This is a genomic window from Ensifer meliloti, from assembly GCF_030064585.1.
GTDB lineage: Bacteria > Pseudomonadota > Alphaproteobacteria > Rhizobiales > Rhizobiaceae > Sinorhizobium > Sinorhizobium meliloti.
This window is the reverse complement of record NZ_CP120366.1, coordinates 101,617-121,585: the sequence shown is the minus strand read 5'-3', so window position 1 is coordinate 121,585 and position 19,969 is coordinate 101,617. Positions and strand designations below refer to the sequence as shown.

20 protein-coding genes are annotated in these 19,969 nt (G+C 62.8%); 18 read left to right on the top strand and 2 right to left on the bottom strand.

The annotated features are described in order from the left end of the window. Positions 1-2: 2 nt before the first annotated feature. The 8 genes from PZL22_RS24990 to PZL22_RS24955 all read left to right on the top strand — a co-directional run bounded on the left by PZL22_RS24990 (position 3) and on the right by PZL22_RS24955 (position 6,712). Entirely contained in the window at positions 3-665 is a 663-nt protein-coding gene (locus PZL22_RS24990) for an ABC transporter permease (protein ID WP_010967771.1), read from the top strand. Then, a complete protein-coding gene (locus PZL22_RS24985; RefSeq protein ID WP_127526919.1) occupies positions 662-1,777 on the top strand; it encodes an ABC transporter ATP-binding protein in 1,116 nt (371 codons plus the stop codon). Before PZL22_RS24990 ends, PZL22_RS24985 begins: the two co-directional genes overlap by 4 nt. After that, entirely contained in the window at positions 1,774-2,529 is a 756-nt protein-coding gene (locus tag PZL22_RS24980) for an ABC transporter permease (protein ID WP_088203512.1), read from the top strand. The genes PZL22_RS24985 and PZL22_RS24980 overlap by 4 nt, the downstream gene beginning before the upstream one ends. Before the next feature lie 23 nt (positions 2,530-2,552). After that, positions 2,553-3,443, top strand: coding sequence for a glycine betaine ABC transporter substrate-binding protein (locus PZL22_RS24975; protein WP_010967768.1), 891 nt, complete (start codon positions 2,553-2,555; stop codon positions 3,441-3,443). A gap of 135 nt (positions 3,444-3,578) precedes the next feature. Then, a complete protein-coding gene (locus PZL22_RS24970; protein ID WP_127525434.1) occupies positions 3,579-4,703 on the top strand; it encodes a mandelate racemase/muconate lactonizing enzyme family protein in 1,125 nt (374 codons plus the stop codon). After that, on the top strand, positions 4,700-5,704 hold the full coding sequence (locus tag PZL22_RS24965) for an Ldh family oxidoreductase (RefSeq protein WP_127525433.1): 1,005 nt from the start codon (positions 4,700-4,702) through the stop codon (positions 5,702-5,704). Before PZL22_RS24970 ends, PZL22_RS24965 begins: the two co-directional genes overlap by 4 nt. 103 nt (positions 5,705-5,807) lie before the next feature. Further along, positions 5,808-6,197 (top strand): antitoxin Xre/MbcA/ParS toxin-binding domain-containing protein, encoded by a 390-nt coding sequence (locus PZL22_RS24960; RefSeq protein WP_017263713.1) that lies wholly within the window; start codon positions 5,808-5,810, stop codon positions 6,195-6,197. After that, complete coding sequence (locus tag PZL22_RS24955) at positions 6,194-6,712, top strand: RES family NAD+ phosphorylase (protein WP_010967764.1); 519 nt, start codon at positions 6,194-6,196, stop codon at positions 6,710-6,712. The genes PZL22_RS24960 and PZL22_RS24955 overlap by 4 nt, the downstream gene beginning before the upstream one ends. Here PZL22_RS24955 and PZL22_RS24950 read toward each other — a convergent pair. Beyond that, positions 6,694-7,737, bottom strand: coding sequence for an AraC family transcriptional regulator (locus PZL22_RS24950; RefSeq protein WP_127525432.1), 1,044 nt, complete (start codon positions 7,735-7,737; stop codon positions 6,694-6,696). The two genes, PZL22_RS24955 and PZL22_RS24950, sit on opposite strands and share 19 nt — an antisense overlap. A gap of 120 nt (positions 7,738-7,857) precedes the next feature. Here PZL22_RS24950 and PZL22_RS24945 point away from each other — a divergent pair, with 120 nt between their 5' ends. The 4 genes from PZL22_RS24945 (at position 7,858) to PZL22_RS24930 (ending at position 11,648) form a co-directional block, all read left to right on the top strand. Next, positions 7,858-8,625 (top strand): SDR family NAD(P)-dependent oxidoreductase, encoded by a 768-nt coding sequence (locus PZL22_RS24945; protein ID WP_013845518.1) that lies wholly within the window; start codon positions 7,858-7,860, stop codon positions 8,623-8,625. 24 nt (positions 8,626-8,649) lie between these two features. Next, complete coding sequence (locus PZL22_RS24940; protein ID WP_014990150.1) at positions 8,650-9,840, top strand: acetyl-CoA C-acyltransferase; 1,191 nt, start codon at positions 8,650-8,652, stop codon at positions 9,838-9,840. A gap of 135 nt (positions 9,841-9,975) precedes the next feature. Further along, positions 9,976-10,176, top strand: coding sequence for a hypothetical protein (locus PZL22_RS24935; protein ID WP_013845516.1), 201 nt, complete (start codon positions 9,976-9,978; stop codon positions 10,174-10,176). Positions 10,177-10,334: 158 nt separating this feature from the next. Further along, entirely contained in the window at positions 10,335-11,648 is a 1,314-nt protein-coding gene (locus PZL22_RS24930) for an MFS transporter (RefSeq protein ID WP_127634193.1), read from the top strand. A 162-nt stretch (positions 11,649-11,810) separates the two neighbouring features. Here the strand turns inward: PZL22_RS24930 and PZL22_RS24925 are convergent, their stop codons facing one another. Next, the gene (locus PZL22_RS24925) at positions 11,811-12,683 is read right to left on the bottom strand and encodes a ferritin-like domain-containing protein (RefSeq protein WP_028005243.1); all 873 of its coding nucleotides are present in this window, start codon (positions 12,681-12,683) and stop codon (positions 11,811-11,813) included. A gap of 250 nt (positions 12,684-12,933) precedes the next feature. Here PZL22_RS24925 and PZL22_RS24920 point away from each other — a divergent pair, with 250 nt between their 5' ends. The 6 genes from PZL22_RS24920 (at position 12,934) to PZL22_RS24895 (ending at position 19,818) form a co-directional block, all read left to right on the top strand. Beyond that, positions 12,934-13,698, top strand: coding sequence for a FadR/GntR family transcriptional regulator (locus PZL22_RS24920; RefSeq protein ID WP_028005242.1), 765 nt, complete (start codon positions 12,934-12,936; stop codon positions 13,696-13,698). A 60-nt stretch (positions 13,699-13,758) separates the two neighbouring features. Next, complete coding sequence (kdgD, locus tag PZL22_RS24915) at positions 13,759-14,664, top strand: 5-dehydro-4-deoxyglucarate dehydratase (RefSeq protein WP_003527022.1); 906 nt, start codon at positions 13,759-13,761, stop codon at positions 14,662-14,664. A 74-nt stretch (positions 14,665-14,738) separates the two neighbouring features. Beyond that, positions 14,739-16,247, top strand: a complete 1,509-nt coding sequence (locus tag PZL22_RS24910) for an ABC transporter substrate-binding protein (protein ID WP_095918983.1) — start codon at positions 14,739-14,741, stop codon at positions 16,245-16,247. Positions 16,248-16,324: 77 nt separating this feature from the next. Then, a complete protein-coding gene (locus PZL22_RS24905; RefSeq protein WP_026031092.1) occupies positions 16,325-17,239 on the top strand; it encodes an ABC transporter permease in 915 nt (304 codons plus the stop codon). Between the two features lie 12 nt (positions 17,240-17,251). Continuing rightward, positions 17,252-18,169 carry an ABC transporter permease gene (locus tag PZL22_RS24900; protein WP_003527027.1) on the top strand — a complete coding sequence of 306 codons (918 nt, stop codon included), beginning with the start codon at positions 17,252-17,254 and terminating at the stop codon, positions 18,167-18,169. Next, entirely contained in the window at positions 18,166-19,818 is a 1,653-nt protein-coding gene (locus tag PZL22_RS24895; RefSeq protein ID WP_127634194.1) for an ABC transporter ATP-binding protein, read from the top strand. The genes PZL22_RS24900 and PZL22_RS24895 overlap by 4 nt, the downstream gene beginning before the upstream one ends. Positions 19,819-19,969 lie beyond the last annotated feature (151 nt).

The following is a 19,969-nucleotide window of genomic DNA, read 5'->3' as shown; positions in this document are numbered from 1 at the left end:
GAATGGAGATCGTTCGGTTCATCATCGACAATCTGGACATCATAGGCACGCGGACGATCGAGCACATTTCGATCGTCTTCCTGGCGGTTGGGATTGCGATCGCGACGGCCGTTCCGATCGGGGTTGCGATCACGCAGTCGAAGAGCACGGCCGACACCGTTCTCTATCTCGCGTCGATGATGATCACCGTTCCCTCGATTGCTTTGTTCGGCCTGATGATCCCGCTGCTCTCGCCGATCGGGCATGGCATCGGCTATGTCCCGGCGGTCGTAGCGGTCATTCTCTATTCCCAGCTTCCCATCATCCGCAACACCTACACCGCCATCACCAATGTTGATCCGGCTCTTCGAGAGGCCGCGAAAGGGATGGGGATGAGCACCTGGCAACGTCTGCGCCAGGTCGAAATCCCGCTTGCCATTCCGGTCATCATGGCCGGCGTCAGGACTGCCGTCGTCATGAACATCGGCGTGACAGCGATTGCGGCCTATATCGGCGCAGGCGGCCTTGGCACGTTCATCTCGCGCGGCATCAGCCAGTCCGATCCCCGTCAACTGGTGACCGGAGCGCTGGCGGTTTCGCTGCTTGCGATCGCAGCCGACCTTTTCCTCGCGCTCGTGCAGCGCCTTCTCACGTCACGCGGTATTCAGGGGGAGGTCACGCCATGATCCGGCTCGAGAATCTGACGAAACACTACGGCCCGGCGCATGATCCGCTCATTGCCGTCGACAATGTGAGTCTAGACTTACCCACCGGAGAGATCTGCGTGCTGCTCGGTCCCTCGGGATGCGGCAAGACGACGACGATGAAGATGATCAACCGTCTGATCCAGCCAACCAGCGGCAAGGTCTTCATCAACGGCAAGGACACGAGCACAATCGATCCGATCAAGCTGCGGCGGACCATCGGCTATGTGATCCAGCAGATTGGCCTTTTCCCGAACAAGACGATCGAGGAAAATATCTGTGTCGTGCCAGACCTTCTCGGCTGGGATCGCCGCAAGTCGCGCGCCCGCGCCAAAGAGCTCCTCGAGCTTGTCGGCCTCCAGCCCGACCTTTTCCTCAAGCGCTACCCGAAGGAACTTTCAGGTGGCCAGCAGCAGCGTGTCGGCGTTCTGCGCGCCCTTGCGGCCGATCCGCCGGTCATGCTGATGGACGAGCCGTTCGGGGCGATCGATCCGATCAACCGCGAAGCCATCCAGGAGGAGTTCCTGAAGATGCAGCGGGAGATCCGCAAGACGATCATCTTCGTCTCGCACGATCTCGACGAAGCGGTGAAGATGGCGGACAAGATCGCAATCTTCCGCAGCGGCAGGCTCGAACAATATGCCGCGCCCGACGAATTGCTCGCCCGTCCCGCCAACAGCTTCATCGAAGACTTCCTGGGCTCGGACCGGGCACTCAAGCGACTGAGGCTCGTCTCGGTGCGCGACGCCATGGAGACGGGTTTCATCACGGTCCGGAGCTCGGACTCGGTCGAGCATGCGCTTGACGGCATGCGATCGTCGCGCAGCGCTGCAGTCTTTGTGCTGAACGCCGACGGCGCACCGAAATCTCTCTTGAGCGAGCAGGTGGCGGAGCTGCGCTCCGGTACGGTGGGCGATCATGCGGAACCGGTAAAGTCTGCCGTCCCGACCACCGGCGATCTTAGGCAGGCCGTGTCGATAATGTTCGCCCACGACATGCCGCTGCTGCCCTGCGTCGACGAGGGCGGTCGGATGGCAGGCGTGATGAGCTACCGTTCCATCGTGCACTATCTCGCCCATGGAGCAAAGGCATGAGCGCTCTCGTCAGCCCGGCCGCACCGCAGCAAAGGCGCCGGATCGAGACCGCGCCTTTGATCGTGCTCATCGTGCTGGCCGGAACCGTCGCCTTGCTGTGGTGGAGCGGCATGGCAGAGGAAATCCTCGCCTATTCCGACGACATCTCCTATCTCACCGTGCAGCATCTGGAACTGGTCGCCTGGGCGGGAGGGCTTGCCATTCTTGTGGCCGTACCGGTCGGCATCGTGCTTTCGCGGCCCGCCTTCCGCCTCGTTTCGGAGGCGGTGATGCAAGTCTTCAATATCGGCAGCACCGTGCCGACGCTTGCGATCCTGGCGCTTTCCATGACGCTGCTCGGGATCGGTACGGTGCCCGCGGTCTTCGGTCTCTGGGCGGCCACCCTCCTTCCGATCGTGCGCAACACCTATGCCGGCCTGCGCGCCGTGCCGCCGCACCTCGTGGAGGCCGCAGCCGGCATGGGCATGACGCCGCGGCAGGTTCTGTGGCGGGTCGAACTTCCAAACGCCCTCTTCGTGATCTTCGGCGGCATCCGCACGGCGCTCGCGATCTGCGTCGGCTCCGCGCCTCTGGTCTTTCTGATCGGCGCGGGCGGGCTTGGCGAACTGATCTTCACCGGGATCTCGCTGGACGAACTCCCGATGATGATGGCCGGGGCCATTCCCACGGCAATGCTCGCGGTCCTGGTCGATTTCATCGTCGGCCAGATTCAGTACTACCTCGTTCCACGGGGCATCAATCCGCTGCGATAACAAAATGAGAGAGAGGAACTGAAATGAACTTCGCACCGAAACTTGCCAAGACCCTTCTGTCGGCGGCGGCCATCGCGCTCGTAACGACGACCGCCTGGGCCGCCACCATTACCGTCGGCGGGAAAAACTTCACCGAGCAGCTGATCATCGCAGAGATTACCAAGCAGCTCCTCGAGAGCAAGGGCCACACCGTCGACAAGAAAGACGGCATGGGCACGAAGATCGTCCGCGCCGCACTGGAGAATGGCGAGGTCGATCTCTACTGGGAATACACGGGGACGTCGCTCATCACCTTCAACAAGGTGACGGAACGGCTTTCGCCGGAGGAGACCTACAACCGCGTCAAGGAACTGGACGGCGAAAAAGGCCTCGTCTGGCTCGCACCGTCCGCAGCGAACAATACTTACGCCTATGTCGTCAAGCCGGGTAACGCCAAGACGGAAGGCATGGAGACGATCTCCGACCTCGCCAAGGCATATAACGACGGCAAGGATATACTCATGGGCACGACGGCCGAATTTCCGAAGCGGCCGGACGGCCTGATCGGCCTGGAGAAGGTCTACGGCTTCGAGACCGGGCGCGCCAATGTGCGGCCGATGGACCTTGGTCTTGCCTACAATGCGCTGGCCAACGGCGATCTCGACACCATCGCCGCGCAGGCGACCGACGGCCAGATCGCGGCACTCGGCTTGAAGACGCTGAAGGACGACAAGGGCTTCTTTCCCAACTATGCGCTGACCCCCGTCGTGCGCAAGGAAGTGCTCGACGCGAATCCGGACCTCAAGGAAACGCTCGAAACGGTCTCGAAGAAGCTCGATGACGCCACGATGCAGCGTTTGAACAGCCAGGTCGATGTGGAGAAGAAGACCATCGAAACGGTCGCCGCCGACTATCTGAAGTCGCTCGGCATGTAAAACGCGCTGCATTTATCGACGAACGTCTCGTCCCGCCTGCAGGTTTCCTGCCGGCGGGCGGGAAGGATGCGTGCCGGAGAACCCGGCGCAGATATACCGGATCGGCCGTGCCGGCCGTCTTTTCGAGGAACGAGAATGGTCAAAATATCAAACGTCCGCGTCCGCCCGCTGGTTCTGCCGCTCAAGCAGCCCTACCACTGGTCCTACGGCATCCGCGAATCTTTTGCGGTCAACCTTATCGAGATCGAGGCGGATGACGGCACGGTCGGAATCGGCGAATGCACAGTCGCGCCGGACCAGACCGGTACGGCGGCGATCCTTTATCGCCTCGCCAAACATCTCGTCGGCCATTCGCCTCACGACGTGGCACCGCTCATCGCGCGCATTTTCCACCAGGAATATCTCGGGCATGGCGCCAATATCATGCGGGCGGCCAACCAGATATTTTCCGGCATCGACATGGCCATGTGGGATCTTCAAGGCAAGCTCGCCGGCCTGCCGGTTCACCAGCTGCTTGGGGGCGCTCACCGGAAGGCGGTCGGCTACTTCTATTTCCTGCAGGGCGAAACCGCCGAGGAGCTTGCGCGCGATGCCGCCGCCGGCCACGCCCAGGGCGAGCGGGTCTTCTATCTCAAGGTCGGCCGCGGAGAGAAACTCGACCTCGAGATCACCGCGGCGGTTCGCGGCGAGATCGGCGACGCGCGGCTGCGTCTTGATGCGAACGAAGGCTGGAGCGTCCATGACGCGATCAACATGTGCCGCAAGCTCGAAAAATACGACATCGAATTCATCGAGCAGCCGACCGTCAGCTGGAGCATTCCGGCCATGGCGCATGTGCGCGAGAAAGTCGGTATTCCGATCGTTGCGGATCAGGCTGCCTTCACGCTCTACGACGTCTACGAGATATGCCGCCAGCGTGCTGCGGACATGATCTGCATCGGCCCGCGCGAGATCGGCGGCATACAGCCGATGATGAAGGCGGCAGCCGTGGCGGAGGCCGCCGGACTGAAGATCTGCATCCACTCTTCCTTCACCACCGGCATCACCACCTGCGCTGAGCACCAAATCGGGCTTGCCATTCCCAATCTAGACGACGGCAACCAGATCATGTGGCAGCTCGTCCAGAAGGATATCGTCTCCTCGCCCGATCTCGCGCCCAAAAACGGCTGGCTCGATGCCTTCAGGAAGCCCGGACTTGGTTTCCAGCTCTCCGAAGACCTGGTCGCCGAAGGCGAAGGACGCTACGCGGCAAGCCGATGACGCCGGTCGAGACCTCCTGGGAAGAGATCGAGGCGGTTTGCCTCGAGGCGCTGACGGTCCATGGTGCGGCAGCCGAAAACGCACGCGCTGTGGCGAGCGCGATCGCCACGGCCGAGGCCGATGGCAATCGCGTCTGCGGCCTTTACTACCTGCCGATCTTCTGCAGGCACCTGGCGGTCGGAAAGGTCGATGGAGAAGCCGCTCCCGAGGTGACGACGTGCGGTGTGACGGTTACGGTCGACGCGAGATCCGGCTTCGCACATCCCGCCATAGCCGCCGGCACGCCGGCCCTGATCGACCTCGCACGCCAGGCGGGCCTCGCCGCAATGGCGGTGCGCAACTCCTATAATTGCCTCGCACTCGGTCATCACGTCCGGCCCCTTGCCGGCGCCGGCCTGATCGGCATCTGCGTTTCGAATGCGCCTGCCTCTGTCGCGCCGCCCGGTGCGACGCGGGCGCTCTTCGGCACGAACCCGCTTGCCTTCGCCGTGCCTTCGAAAGAAGGGGCTCCCACAATCGTCGTCGATCAGAGCATGAGTGCCGTCACCAAGACGGAGATGATCCTGCGCCGCGATCACGGCGAGGCAATCCCGATCGGCTGGGCGCAGGACGGGAACGGACGGCCGACGACCGACGCGGCCACCGGGCTGGAAGGCTCGCTGCTGCCCGCCGGCGGTCGCAAGGGCGCCAATATCGCCCTTCTCGTGGAAGTCCTTGCTGCCGCCCTGACGGGTTCGGCCCTCAGCACGGAGGCGAGCGCCTTTGGGAACGACGAGGGTGGGCCGCCGCATGTCGGCCAGTTCCTGATCGCCATCGACCCTGATCACTTCGCCGCCGGTCACTTCTCCGAAGCGATGGATAATCTGGTCGCCTCCCATGGCGCCGCCGGGGTAAGGCTTCCCGGCCACTCCGGACGAAAGCAGCCCGTTTGCGTCGATGCTGATCTTTGGAAGAAGGCCGTTTTGCTTTCGAAGTCGAAGAACCGCCAGAAGCCTGGATAAGAGTAGCCAGCTCATCATCGATTGGCGGTCGTGTCGGTCTTGCGAAATTGCATGCACTGCCATATATTTTGCACAGGAAATATGTTCTTGGATATGACGCAATATGGCTCAGGCTCAAAAAATCCAAAGCGATAGCGGACCGCTGATACTTTCCTACATGGACAAGGGCGGAAAGATCGCGGTTCAGCAGGTCGCGGACGGCTTCGGCATGTCGAAAACGCAACTTGCCGAAACGGCCGGGCTTGCGCGTGAAACGCTCTACCGGCTCGAGCGCAGCCGGGGGACGAAGACGCAGAACCGCCTCCGCGAAATGCTCGAGATCATCAGCCGGGTCACCGACTGGGCGGGCGGCAAGGAGCAGGCAATGGCGTGGTATCGCGCCCAGCCCCTCCCGGCATTCGGCGGGCGAACGGCCGAAGCTCTGGTGAAGGACGGCAAGGCGGCGGCCGTGCGCGATTATCTCGATCACATGGCCCTCGGGGGCTTTGCTTGAGGTTCACGGGAACCTGCTATCGCGCGCATGACCCTCGCTGGGCTTTCAAACCTGCATCTGGCGATGGCGCGGCAATAAAGGGCGCGCGCTTCAATCCGAAGGGTGTGAAGACGCTTTACCTTGCACTCAGCATCATGACAGCGGTCAAGGAGGCCAATCAGGGCTTCGCTCATCGTATCGATCCTTGCGTTCTTTGCTCCTACGACATCGATTGCGCTGACATCGCTGATCTCACGGCGGAGAGGGGGAGAGCGGAACACGGGGTATCGCTGGAGGAGATGGCCTGCAGCTGGGCGGGCGCGTTTGCCGAGGGGAGGCGTCCGGCTTCCTGGGCCATTTACAACCGCCTCCATCCGCGCGGGACCGCCGGCATTCTGGTTCCGAGTTTCGCACCGGGGACCGAAGCGGGAGACCGGAATCTCGTCCTTTGGACGTGGGGACCGGATCTGCCGCATCGCCTCGACGTGTATGATCCAAGTGGTCGGCTTCCTAAGGATCAGCTCTCCTGGGGTTGAGTGCGTTTCCGTGGTGAACTGCTTTCCGTGAAATCCGTCTGCGTAGCATTACGCCGGAATTGCGCCGGGGACTTTCCGGTCCATTTCCGGAATGCGCGGTGAAAGGCGCTCGGCTCGGAAAAGCCGAGCTCGACGGCAAGCTGGGCCACATTCGTCCGGCCGTCAGCCAGGGCTTCCATCGCAAGCGCCCGGCGCAGGTCCTCCTTGATCGATCGATAGGTCTGGCCCTCCTGCCTCAATCTCCGCCGAAGGGTCGGCGCTGCAATCCGCATGCGCGCAGCAATCGCCTCGAAACCCGGCCAAGCGGATGGAGCCGTAGCATGGAGCCGCTGGCGTATTGCCGCGGACAATCCCGCGTCGTGGCGATAGCGCACGAGAATATTTGCAGGCGCATGCCGGAGGAAGTGCTTCAGCGCCCGCTCGTCACGGATGGGCGGCAGTTTCAGGTACTCGGCATCGAAGACAAGCCGCGTCCGGCGCTGATCGAAGTGGACGGGCGCGCCGAAGAAGAGCCGATAATCGGTTCCGGCGGGTGGCGCACTGCAGCGGAAGTCGACCCAGCGGATCGGAAGCCGGCGCCCGATCAGCCAGCAATTGACGCCATGCAGGATGATCCAGAAGGTACGGTAGGCGAAGGCGGAGCGTGTCGCCCCGGCGTCCTTCAGAACAATCTGTGCCAGACCGTTTTCGACGACCAGCTCGCCGTGCGGATTCTCGAGGACCACCCTTAGGAAGCGCAGTGCTCGCCGCAGTGCATGTTCGAGCGTCGCGGTGGAAAGAATGGCGTGGCAGAGCAATGCGAAGCTGCCGGCGCGCATCGGCCGTGCGCCCTCGCCGAAAAACTCGTCATCCATCGCCTGCGCCACCGCATGCCAAAAGGCGCCGTATTGATCGGCCGAAACTGGCCCGGTGACGATGGATGGCAGGCCGGCTTGTGCAAGGAGGGGTCCGGCATCCACTCCATGGCGCCGGAGGCATTCGAGCGTGTCGTCCATGAAACATGGGGCGATCATCCGGCGTTCCATGAGCGACGATCCTTCTCATTGAACATTGCAAAAGCGATCACATAAGCTGAGCCATTCGGTCATTGCATACCATATTTTTCCTCTGCATCATCCGATTGGAAACAGTTGGAGCTGGAGCCTATGCAACTCAAGAGCCGCGTCTTTATCGTTACGGGGGCCAGTTCCGGGCTCGGCGCGGCTGTGACGCGCATGCTGGCTCAGGAGGGCGCGACAGTGCTGGGGCTGGACCTGAAGCCGCCAGCGGGGGAAGAGCCTGCCGCCGAGCTCGGCGCGGCGGTGCGCTTCCGAAATGCCGACGTGACGAATGAGGCCGACGCCACCGCCGCTCTGGCATTTGCGAAACAGGAATTCGGGCACGTCCACGGATTGGTGAATTGTGCCGGCACTGCGCCCGGCGAGAAGATTCTCGGCAGGAGCGGCCCGCACGCACTGGACAGTTTCGCCCGCACGGTCGCCGTCAACCTGATCGGGACATTCAACATGATACGGCTTGCCGCCGAGGTCATGTCGCAGGGAGAGGCGGACGCCGACGGCGAGCGGGGGGTGATCGTCAATACCGCCTCTATCGCCGCTTTCGACGGGCAAATCGGCCAGGCCGCCTACGCTGCGTCGAAGGGCGGCGTCGCCGCCCTGACGCTTCCGGCCGCGCGCGAGCTCGCGCGTTTCGGAATTCGCGTCGTCACCATTGCGCCTGGCATCTTCGATACGCCGATGATGGCCGGCATGCCTCAGGATGTTCAGGATGCGCTCGCGGCAAGCGTGCCCTTTCCCCCGCGCCTTGGTCGGGCGGAGGAGTATGCCGCCCTCGTGAAGCATATTTGCGAGAATACGATGCTCAATGGCGAGGTCATCCGCCTCGACGGGGCTTTGCGCATGGCGCCCCGGTAAGCATGGCCATGCAGGGAGGTTCGAATGAACAAGCAGGATCCTGTGGTCATCGTCGGGCAGGCACGAACCCCGCTTGGCAGTTTCCAAGGTGAGTTGAAGGACCTTTCCGCCGCCGACCTCGGCGCGGCCGCGATTGTCGATGCTCTGAAGCGCGCCGGACTTGCGCCGGATGCGGTCGATGAGGTGATGTTTGGTTGTGTCCTGACCGCGGGACAGGGACAGGCGCCAGCCCGTCAGGCGGCGCTCGGTGCGGGTCTTCCGCCCGGCGTCGGCGCGACCACCGTGAACAAGATGTGTGGTTCGGGCATGAAGGCGGCGATGCTGGCGCATGACCTGATCAAGGCGGAATCGGCCTCGATCGTGGTTGCGGGCGGCATGGAAAGCATGACCAATGCCCCCTATCTGCTCGACCGCGCGCGGCAGGGCTATCGCATCGGACACCAGAAGGTTCTGGACCACATGTTCCTCGATGGGCTGGAGGATGCCTATGACAAGGGGCGCCTGATGGGCACCTTTGCCGAGGATTGCGCGGAAGCCTATCAATTCACCCGCAGCGCCCAGGATGAGTATGCCATTGCCTCCCTGGAGAAGGCGCAGAAGGCAAGCGCCGACGGCAGCTTTGCGGAGGAGATCGTCCCCTTGAGCATCGCCTCGGGCAAGGGGGAACGGACCGTCAACCTGGACGAGCAGCCGCAGAAGGCGCGGCTCGACAAGATTCCTCTGTTGAAACCGGCTTTTCGCGACGGCGGCACGATCACGGCCGCGAACGCATCTTCGATTTCCGACGGGGCAGCGGCGCTGGTGCTGATGCGCCGGTCGGCGGCGGATAAACAGGGCATCGGGCCTCTGGCGGTGATCTGCGGTCATGCCACCCATGCGGACGCCCCCAGTCTCTTTCCGACGGCGCCGATCGGAGCGATCAAGGCACTCTGCCGGCGCATCGGCTGGGACATTGGTGAGGTCGATCTCTTCGAAATCAACGAGGCCTTTGCCGTCGTGCCGATGGCGGCAATGCGCGAGCTCGGCCTTGATGCGGAAAAGGTGAACATTTACGGCGGCGCCTGCGCGTTGGGCCATCCAATCGGCGCCTCGGGCGCCCGGGTGATCGTCACGCTCGTCAATGCGCTGCGCCGCCGTGGCCTTAGACGCGGCATTGCCTCCGTGTGCATCGGCGGCGGCGAGGCGACTGCAGTCGCGGTGGAGATATCGGGCTGACGGGATGACGGGCCGCCCGTGTCGGCCCGGCATGTGGCGGGGTTTCACATTGATCCGGGTTCACCGGCGTCCGGTCGGCTTGCGATCGCTTCTGCCAATGGTGTACGTAGGTAATTACCCATATGGAGCTGAGCCGTGAACATCACGAAAAACGGTCTGGTAGGCATCACCGACCGCGGCAAGCCTTCCGATGCCCTGGCGACCCATGACGAGTTCGGGCGCTTGACCGGCAAGCAACGCAGCCTTGTCGACTCTCTCGCCATGCCCGGCCAGTCGGCAATCGATTTCGTGCTCCCCCGCGTCGAGATCAGGCGCCGCGATGTTGACTTGTCTTGAGGCACTTGCTGGAGAGCAAGCTCGTTTCCAAACTGCGCAAGGACGGATTTGCCGGTTGACGGTGCGGCTGCGGCACGCTGCGGCCACCAGCATGCCCCGACCGGCGCAGCAAGGCCGAGGTGCTGATTGCAGCGGCTCGCCAACTGGAGAAAGGGCGAATGACGACAATCACAGTAGACGATGCGCTCGATCGCGCCGGCACGGGAACTTACCAACGCAGACTGATGGCCATATTCGGTCTGGTTTGGGCTGCCGATGCCATGCAGGTGCTGGCGGTCGGCTTCACCGCCGCATCGATCGCCGCCACTTTCGGCCTGACAGTTCCGCAGGCACTTCAGACGGGCACGCTTTTCTTTCTCGGAATGCTGTTCGGCGCCGCGGGTTTCGGCAGGCTCGCGGACCGGATCGGCCGCCGGCGCGTTCTGATCGCCACCGTCGCCTGCGATGCCGTCTTCGGCCTGCTGTCCGTCTTTGCGCAGGACTTTACCGTTTTGCTTCTGTTGCGGTTTCTCACGGGCGCAGCTGTCGGCGGCACACTGCCGGTCGACTATGCGATGATGGCGGAGTTCCTGCCGGCCCGGAACCGCGGCCGCTGGCTGGTTATGCTGGAAGGCTTCTGGGCTGTCGGCACGCTCATCGTGGCGCTCGCCGCCTGGGCTGCGAGCCTCGCCGGCGTCGCGGATGCCTGGCGATACATCTTCGCAGTGACGGCAATCCCGGCACTGATCGGCGTGGGCCTGCGTTTCCTGGTGCCGGAATCGCCGCTCTATCTGCTCCGCCTGGGAAATACGTCCGAGGCGAAGGCCATTGTCGATGAGATCCTCGTCGTCAACGGCAAAATGCAACTTGGCGCCGGCACATCGCTGGTTCCGCCGCCGCCGACGGCGAGTGCGGGTATTTTTTCCGCGGATTTGCGCAAGCGCAGTCTGATGATCCTGGCCATCTGGTTTCTGGTTTCCATATCCTATTACGGCGTCTTCACCTGGATGCCTCCGAGGCTCGCAGGCGAAGGCTTCGGCTTCGTTCGCGGCTACGGCTTCCTCGTTGTCCTGGCATTGGCTCAGATCCCCGGCTATGCGCTCGCCGCCTACGGTGTCGAGAAATGGGGCCGCCGGCTGACCCTGATAGGCTTCTGCTTGCTGTCGGCGCTCGGCTGCCTGCTCTTCGTGGCGGCGGGAACGGCCATGCTTATCGGCGTCTCGCTCCTGATCATGAGCTTCGCCCTGCTCGGCACCTGGGGTGCGCTTTATGCCTATACGCCGGAACTCTATCCGACCGCATCGCGGGCGACAGGCATGGGCGCGGCCGGCGCTATGGCCCGGCTCGGCGGCTTGCTCGCCCCGTCGCTGATGGGGCTCGTGGTGGCGCAGAGTTTCGGTCTCGCCATCGGCATCTTTGCCGGCCTTCTGCTCGTGGCTGCCGTTGCGGCCTTTCTGATCGACGCCGAGACGCGACGGGTATCGCTCGCCTGAGATCTCCGCAACGATGTGAGATCTCTTGCGTATCCCAGGATGCCTTTCCTCATGCCCACGGCGGCATCATGTTGAGGCGGGAACCAAACAAATCGAGGAAGATCAAATGGGAACCGCGCGTGCTCGCCCGGGGACGCATCGACACAGGGACTTGCTCCCGAATCAGGTACTTTTTATCTTGCCGTTCATTCCATTGGGGTAAAAGCCGCCCTTGCTGGCACCTTCCTTGTCGGAGAGATACACAATGCGTAGGACCTCTTGCGGGGTCCGGGTGAACGCAATGGCATCCGGCGTCGAGGGAACGATGTTGGCGTTGCCATCCAGCTGAAGGCCCTGATCCTTGTCTTCCTGCCCATCGATTTTGTCCCGGGCGTCGGATACCGCTTGCGCGGCCTTCCAGGCTTCTTCGCCCTTTCGATAAAGGGTCGATCGCGCCATTCCCATGTGGTAGGCCTCGACTGCCAGAATGCCTGCGGCGGCGGCGAGAAAGTCCTTGTTCTTGAGGACGGTGGCTGCTCCGGCATAGGCGGTAACGCCAACATCCTCGAATAGCATGCCGCCGAGCACGAAGTTCGTCTCATTACCGAACGGATCGAAGTCCTCGCCGAGCCCTGCCGATTTCGCAACCGCGGCAAAGCCGGCGTCGAAATCAATGGCCGGCCTCGGCACAGCCTGATCTGCGAGCGTCTTGCGATAGAACCTGACGTGGGCAAGTTCGTTTTCGGCTACCTCCTGCATGAACTCGCCGATCGCAGGGGTATCGAAGGAAACTTGCTTGCCGCCGGTCACCGGGCCGGCGTCAGAACCTGCATCGGAATCATCGATGCCTTTCCCGGTCGTGCCACGCAGGTAGTACTCGGCTTCCATGTATTCGAGGTTGAGTGCAAATTGGAATATGTCCTCGTCCTCGATGTCACTCGGCTCGTCGGCCTGCGATATCGAGGGGAAGCCTGCGGTTGAAACGAGCGTCGCCCCGAGGCCAAGCTGTAAAAGGCGACGGCGCGGAAGGAAAATTGAGGGCATTGGACGGATCATGGCTTCCTCCTTGAAGCCCGCCCGGCGTCAGTCTTGGCTCCTCAGGTGCGGGCCAACTCTCTCGAACATTGGGCGAGGCGAAATGTTCCGGAACATGCTTGCAGTCGTCCCTTATCCGACTTCGTCTCTGCTTGCGACATCTCGTCCGCGAGTAGCCGGTTCGAAATCTGCTGTACCGCCGTCCGATAATCCCATAAGATGTCTGCGACAACTATCGGTCGTAGTCATATGATGATTTTGGAAGTGGGGTATGGGAATATTCATGCCGAGTACGAAAAAAGGGGGCGGTCGCCCATCGCTGTCCTCGCAGGTGGCAGACGCCATAAAGGCGCAGATCGAGGCGGGATACTATGCACCGGGCGACAAGTTGCCGACCGAGCCGGCCTTGATCGACAAGTTCGGCTTCAGTCGGACGGTGGTGAGGGAGGCGATTGCGGCGCTTAGGGCCGATGGCCTAGTGGAGTCGCGGCAGGGGTCGGGCGTCTTCGTGATAGGGCCGCGGCAGAGCGACCCGGGCCTCAAGCTTTTCACCGGCGAGACCGACAAGATTTCCGACATCATCGAGGAGCTGGAACTGCGCATCGGCATCGAGGTCGAAGCGGCAGGTCTGGCGGCGGCCCGCAGTTCGCCGGCGCAGGAGGCCGAAATCCAGGCTCAGGTCGAGCGCTTTGCCCAACTTGTCGCCGAAGGGAAGCCCACGGACGAGGCGGATTTCCAGTTTCACATGGCTATAGCGACGGCCACCAACAACACCCGCTTCCGCATGTTTCTGGAGCATGTCGGGCGCCGCATGATCCCGCGCGTGAAGTTTCGCACGGTCATGGGCGGCGTGGATCCGCTGCCGAACCGCGACGAGCCCATTCTCCTCGAGCACCGCGAGATCGCCGAGGCGATCCTCGCGCGGGATCCGGACCGGGCTCGGGAGGCCATGCGTCGCCATCTCGTCACCGGGATCAAGCGGTATCGCTCACTGACGACCTGGCGACCGAGCGAAAAAACCGATGCGGTTGATTGACTCATCTCAAAAGTCATCATATGAATTTCCCGTCTTAAGCTCGCAGCCGGAGGGAATTCATTGTCGCCTGAAGAAATCAAGTCGCGTGTCGGTTCGGGGCTCTTGTCCTTTCCGGTCACTCACTTCACGTCGGACTACAAGCTCAATCTGGAGAGCTATCGGCGTCATGTCGAGTGGCTTTCCGGCTTCGAGGCCGCGGCACTGTTCGCTGCCGGCGGCACCGGCGAGTTCTTTTCGCTCTCGCCGAATGAAGTGGGCCAGGTTACCCGCGCGGCCAAGGATGTATCGGGCGAGGTGCCGATCATTGCGGGTTGCGGCTATGGCACGTCCCTTGCCGTCGAGACGGCGAAGATCGTCGAGGAGGCGGGTGCCGACGGCATTCTCCTGCTGCCGCACTACCTGACGGAAGCACCGCAGGAAGGCATCTATGCTCATGTGAAGGCCGTCTGCGATTCGACGGGCCTCGGCGTCATTCTCTATAACCGCGCCAATTCGGTCGCCAATGCCGACACGGTCGCGCGCCTTGCCGAGGCCTGCCCCAACCTGATCGGCTTCAAGGACGGGACCGGCAAGGTGGACCTCGTGCGTCACGTGACGGCCAAGCTCGGCGACCGGCTCTGCTATATCGGCGGCATGCCGACCCATGAGCTCTTCGCGGAAGGGTTCAACGGCGTCGGTGTCACGACCTATTCGTCGGCAGTGTTCAATTTCGTGCCGGAACTGGCGCAGCGCTTCTACCGGGCCATGCGAGCCGGCGACAGGGCGGTGATGGAAGGCATCCTTCATACGTTCTTCTTCCCCTTCGCAGCCCTGCGCGACCGCAAGGCCGGCTATCCGGTCTCGATCATCAAGGCGGGCGTCGAGCTTGCCGGTTTTGCGCCCGGCCCGGTTCGCCCGCCCCTGGTGGATCTGACCGGCGAGGAGCGGGAGATATTGCAGGGACTGATAGAGGCATCGCGCCGCTGAAAAGAAACATCGGGCGGGCGCCAGGAGGATGGCGCCCGTCTCTAACGTCGTCGTTCCAACTGGGGAGGAGTGCAATGGGAAACAAATCTGTTCGCGTCATCGCGGGAGCAATGGTGGTCGCCGGCTGGGCCGGCTACGCCGCTGCGCAAAGTGCCTCGGAAATCAAGATCGTCCTGCCGGAGCAGCCGGCCAATCTCGAGCCCTGCGGTACCATCATCACCAATGTCGGCCAGATATTGAGCCGCAACGTGGTCGAGCCGCTGACCATCATCGATCCGAAAAGCGGCCAGCCGACACCCGGTCTTGCGACCGAGTGGAAGCAGACCGATCCGAACACCTGGCAGCTCAAGCTGCGCGAAGGCGTCAAGTTCCAGGACGGAGCCGCCTTCGACGCAGAGGCGGTCAAATTCTCCATCGAGCGGATGACCGGCGGCAAGCTGACCTGCAGCAACATTGCCAAGTTCGGCGATGCCAAGCTGACGGTCACGCCGCTCGATGAGCTGACGGTCGAGATCAAGTCGGACAAGCCGCAGCCGATCCTGCCGACGCTGCTCAGCGTGGTCATGATCGTCTCGCCGAACACGCCGGCGGACAAGGCCGTCAACGACCCGGTCGGTACCGGGCCGTTCAAGCTTTCGAGCTTCACGCCGCAGACAGTCGTGCTGGAAGCCTTCGACGGCTACTGGGGCGAGAAGCCGGTCATCGCCAAGGCCAGCTATGTCTGGCGCCCGGAATCCTCGATCCGCGCCGCCATGGTGGAAACCGGCGAGGCCGACCTGACGCCGTCGATCGCGATCCAGGATGCGACCAATCCGGAAACGGACTTCGCCTATCTGAACTCCGAAACTACCGCGATCCGCATCGATGCCGGTTTTGCTCCGCTCGACGACGTCCGAATCCGCAAGGCGCTGAATCTGGCGATCGACTGGGATGGCCTCGCGCAGCTCTTCGGCGAGGACGTGCAGCGGGCTTCGCAGATGGTCGTCACCGGCATCAACGGCCACGACGACAAGCTGGCGCCCTGGACGTTCGATGCCGAAAAGGCGCGTGCGCTCATCGCCGAGGCCAAGGCCGCGGGCGTTCCGGTCGATACCGAAATCGAGCTGATCGGCCGCAACGGCATCTACCCCAACGGTACGGAAGCCATGGAAGCCATGATGGCCATGTGGCAGGATGTCGGCCTGAACGTGAAGCTGACGATGCTCGACGTGAACGATTGGCTGCGCTACCTGCAGAAGCCCTTCCCGGAGAGCCGCGGGCCGAACCTGCTGCAGATGATGCATGACAACAACAAGGGTGATGCCGCCTTCACCATTCCGATCTTCTACACCTCGGCCGGAAGCTATTCGACCTTCAACGACGCGGCACTCGACAAGGAGGTCGCCGATGCCATGGCTGCCACCGGTGAGGACCGTACGGCAAAGTTCAAGGCGATCTTCGCGAAGGTGCATGACGATCTCGCGGTCGACGTCCCGATGTTCCACATGATCGGCTACACCCGGGTCGGCAGCCGCCTGGAGTGGAAGCCGGACATCACGACCAACAGCGAGATCCCGCTCGCCAATATCGCTCTCAAGGACTGAGTGTCACCATCCGGGCGAGCGCGCGACAGGTTCGCGCGCTCGCATTGAACTGCAAGGGAATCCAGAGGCTCCGCATGATGCTCGGCTATATCGGCCGGCGGGCATATCACAGCGTAATTTCGGTGATCGGCCTGCTGACGCTCGTCTTCTTCCTCACGCGTTTGACCGGTGATCCGTCGGCGCTCTACCTGCCGCTCGATTCAAGTCTCGAGGCGCGCCAGGCCTTTGCACGCCTGAACGGCCTGGACCAGCCGATTTACGTGCAGTTCTTCCAGTACCTGCAAAACCTCATGTCCCTGGATTTCGGCCAGTCCCTGCGGCAGAACCGGTCGGCGATCGAGGTGGCTCTCGAGGCCTTTCCCGCCACGCTGAAGCTCGCCTTGGTCGCGATGTCGCTCGCGACCGTGCTGGCCATCGTCGTCGGCGCGCTGGCCGCTGCCCGTCCCGGTAGCCTTTTCGACCGCATCGCCGGCCTCGTTTCGCTGGCGGGAGCGAGCACCCCCGATTTCTGGATCGCGATCGTCGGCATTCTCGTCTTCGCGGTCGGGCTCGGCATGTTGCCGACGTCGGGTACGGGCACTGCCCTGCACTGGATCATGCCGATCGCCGTGCTGATGCTGCGCCCTTTCGGGCTGCTGGTCCAGGTGGTGCGTGGCACGATGATCTCCGCGCTCGCCTCGCCCTTTATCAAGACCGCCCACGCCAAGGGCATGAAGCGTCGCAAGATCATCTTCGGTCACGCGCTCAGGAACTCGCTGCTGCCGGTGATCACCGTCGCCGGTGACCTGGCGACCGGGCTGATCAACGGTGCTGTCGTCGTCGAGACGATCTTCGGCTGGCCGGGCATCGGCAAACTGATGATCGATTCGATCATCCAGCGCGATTTTGCCGTGGTGCAATCGACGATCCTCGTCACGGCAATCGCCATTTTCATCGTCAACATCGCGATCGACCTGCTCTACGCAGTGCTCGATCCTCGCATCCGCTACTGAGGGGAGGCGACAATGACCGACCTGGCATTGCCATCTGTAAGATCGCCCGGAGCCCTGCGGCAGCTTGCAATCTATCTCACCCGGGACAAGCTGGCGCTCTGCGCAGCCGTATTTCTGCTCGTGCTCATCGTCTGCGTGCTTGTCGGGCCGCTCTTCGTCGGCGAACTTGCCGGCAAGCTCGGGCTCAGGCAGCGCAACCTGCCGCCCTTCGCCCTGGAGCACGGGTTCATCTACATTCTGGGAGCCGACACGCTCGGGCGGCCGATCCTGGCGCGGCTGATCGTCGGGGCGCAGAACACGCTCGGCATCGCGGCCGCCGCCGTCTTCTGCTCCATGGCTTTAGGCGGCATCCTCGGACTTGCCGCCGGCTATTCGGAGCGCTGGTATAGTCACGTCATCCTGCGGCTTGCCGATGTGGTGATGAGCTTTCCCTCGCTGCTGCTCGCATTGATCGTGCTCTATACGCTCGGTCCCAGCATGACGAACCTGGTGATCGTGCTGGCGATTACCCGCATGCCCATCTTCATCCGCACGGCGCGGGCCGAGGTTCTCGAACTGCGCGAGCGCATGTTCGTGAGTGCCGCGCGCTCCATGGGCGCAAGTACGGGACGCATCCTGTTCCGCCACATCGCGCCGCTCGTGCTGCCGACGCTGGTGACGATCGCGGCCATCGATTTCGCCACCGTCATCCTGGCCGAATCCTCCCTCAGCTTCCTCGGGCTCGGCATTCAGCCTCCGGATTTCACCTGGGGCGCTATGGTGGCCAACGGCCGCGGCTATCTGAAGACGGCGTGGTGGATCGCTTTCTGGCCGGGGCTCGCGATCCTGCTGACGACGCTTTCCTTAAACATTCTCGCCAGCTGGGCGCGGACCGTCGCCGATCCGCTGCAGCGCTGGCGTCTGCAATCGCTGCGAAAGGCCCCGCGATGAACGCGCCGGACAAACCCATTCTGCGGATCGACAAACTCACGGTCGACTTCCTGTCCGAAGGCGATCCCGTGCGTGCCGTCGATGACGTCTCGTTCGATGTCTGCCCGGGCGAAACCCTCGTCATCCTCGGTGAGAGTGGATCGGGAAAGAGCGTCAGCACCGGAACGGTCATGGGGCTGATCGACTGTCCGCCGGGCGACATCGTCTCGGGCTCGCTGGTTTTCGACGGCACCGACCTTTCCCGCCTCGATGACGAAGGCCGGCGTGAACTGAACGGCCGCCGCATCGCCATGATCTTCCAGGACCCGCTGGCCTATCTCAACCCGGTCTACACCGTCGGCAGGCAGATCGCCGAGGTGTTCGAGAGCCATGGGGAAGGCGAGGGCGGTGCGGTGCGCGACAAGGTCGTTCGGCTGCTCGAACGGGTCGGAATTCCGGAAGCGGACGAGCGGATCGACTATTATCCGCACCAGTTCTCGGGCGGACAGAGGCAGCGCGTGATGATCGCCATGGCGATCGCGCTGAAGCCGGATATTCTGATCGCCGACGAGCCGACTACGGCGCTCGACGTCAGCGTTCAGGCACAGATCCTCGAACTCCTGCGGGACCTGCAGCGCGAGACCGGCATGGCTCTGATCATGATCACCCATGATCTCGAGGTCGCCGCGGCCATGGCGGATCGGATCATCGTAATGAACGGCGGCAAGGTGGTGGAGAGCGGCAAGGCCGAGGACGTCTTTACCAATCCGAGCCACGCCTATACCCGCCGGCTGATGTCGGCCGTGCCCCATGCCGACGCGCCGAAAGCGCCTCGGAATGCCGCACAAGGCGAGGTCCTGTTGCAGGTCGCCCATTTGAGCAAGCATTACAAGCTGGGGTCCGGCCCGTTCTCGCCCAAGCGGGAGTTCAGGGCCGTGGACGATGTCAGTTTCACGCTTCGTCGTGGGGAAACCGTCGGGATCGTCGGCGAGTCCGGTTCGGGTAAATCCAGCATTGCACGCATGCTGCTGAGACTGAACGAGCCGACATCGGGCGCGGCACTCTTTGCCGGCGAGGACATTTTCGAGCTCAAGGGCAAGGCGCTCGATGGTTTCCGCCGAAGGGTGCAGATGGTGTTCCAGGATCCGTTCGGGTCGATGAACCCGCGCATGAACGTCCGTTCGATCATATCCGAGCCTTGGGCGATCCACAGGGACATTCTGCCGCGCGAACGCTGGAACGAGCGGGTCGTGGAGCTGCTGGAGCTTGTCGGCCTGAAGGCAGAGCATGCTGCACGGCATCCGCATCAGTTTTCGGGCGGGCAGCGGCAGCGCATCGCCATTGCCCGGGCGCTCGCCAGCGAACCCGAGCTGATCGTCTGCGACGAGGCGGTCTCGGCGCTCGACGTGTCGATCCAGATGCAGGTCATCGAGCTTCTGGCCGATCTGCGCCAGCGCCTCGGCCTCTCCTACGTCTTCATTACCCACGATCTGCCCATCGTGCGCCAATTCGCCGACCGAATCCTGGTGATGCAGCGCGGCAGGATCGTCGAGGAAGTCGAGACCGAAGCCCTTTTCGTCTCGCCTCAGCACGAATACACGCAAGCTCTGCTGAGGGCCGTCCCGCAGCCGAAGTGGTTGCGGAGCGATCCGGCGCCGATCGCAGGGTAGAGCATTTCCGGGTAAGTTTGAAACCGTATCCGGTCGGGTCCGGCCGGATACTCCGGTGCGCTGTCCCCGAGCGCTTGACTCAAGTCTCCTGCAGTGAATATAACGCACTAACCAGTTACATAGTTAACTGCGGTGTAGCTGTTGTTCCGAG

What these genes read in the sequence shown, in the direction of transcription:
- PZL22_RS24960 (WP_017263713.1), top strand. Translation starts at nt 5,808, where the DNA reads ATGGCTCAGGCTCAAAAAATCCAAAGCGATAGCGGACCGCTGATACTT.
- PZL22_RS24945 (WP_013845518.1), top strand. Translation starts at nt 7,858, where the DNA reads ATGCAACTCAAGAGCCGCGTCTTTATCGTTACGGGGGCCAGTTCCGGG.
- PZL22_RS24950 (WP_127525432.1), bottom strand. Translation starts at nt 7,737, where the DNA reads ATGGAACGCCGGATGATCGCCCCATGTTTCATGGACGACACGCTCGAA.
- PZL22_RS24970 (WP_127525434.1), top strand. Translation starts at nt 3,579, where the DNA reads ATGGTCAAAATATCAAACGTCCGCGTCCGCCCGCTGGTTCTGCCGCTC.
- PZL22_RS24930 (WP_127634193.1), top strand. Translation starts at nt 10,335, where the DNA reads ATGACGACAATCACAGTAGACGATGCGCTCGATCGCGCCGGCACGGGA.
- PZL22_RS24905 (WP_026031092.1), top strand. Translation starts at nt 16,325, where the DNA reads ATGCTCGGCTATATCGGCCGGCGGGCATATCACAGCGTAATTTCGGTG.
- PZL22_RS24985 (WP_127526919.1), top strand. Translation starts at nt 662, where the DNA reads ATGATCCGGCTCGAGAATCTGACGAAACACTACGGCCCGGCGCATGAT.
- PZL22_RS24990 (WP_010967771.1), top strand. Translation starts at nt 3, where the DNA reads ATGGAGATCGTTCGGTTCATCATCGACAATCTGGACATCATAGGCACG.
- PZL22_RS24980 (WP_088203512.1), top strand. Translation starts at nt 1,774, where the DNA reads ATGAGCGCTCTCGTCAGCCCGGCCGCACCGCAGCAAAGGCGCCGGATC.
- PZL22_RS24920 (WP_028005242.1), top strand. Translation starts at nt 12,934, where the DNA reads ATGGGAATATTCATGCCGAGTACGAAAAAAGGGGGCGGTCGCCCATCG.
- PZL22_RS24965 (WP_127525433.1), top strand. Translation starts at nt 4,700, where the DNA reads ATGACGCCGGTCGAGACCTCCTGGGAAGAGATCGAGGCGGTTTGCCTC.
- PZL22_RS24975 (WP_010967768.1), top strand. Translation starts at nt 2,553, where the DNA reads ATGAACTTCGCACCGAAACTTGCCAAGACCCTTCTGTCGGCGGCGGCC.
- PZL22_RS24940 (WP_014990150.1), top strand. Translation starts at nt 8,650, where the DNA reads ATGAACAAGCAGGATCCTGTGGTCATCGTCGGGCAGGCACGAACCCCG.
- PZL22_RS24925 (WP_028005243.1), bottom strand. Translation starts at nt 12,683, where the DNA reads ATGATCCGTCCAATGCCCTCAATTTTCCTTCCGCGCCGTCGCCTTTTA.
- PZL22_RS24910 (WP_095918983.1), top strand. Translation starts at nt 14,739, where the DNA reads ATGGGAAACAAATCTGTTCGCGTCATCGCGGGAGCAATGGTGGTCGCC.
- PZL22_RS24900 (WP_003527027.1), top strand. Translation starts at nt 17,252, where the DNA reads ATGACCGACCTGGCATTGCCATCTGTAAGATCGCCCGGAGCCCTGCGG.
- PZL22_RS24895 (WP_127634194.1), top strand. Translation starts at nt 18,166, where the DNA reads ATGAACGCGCCGGACAAACCCATTCTGCGGATCGACAAACTCACGGTC.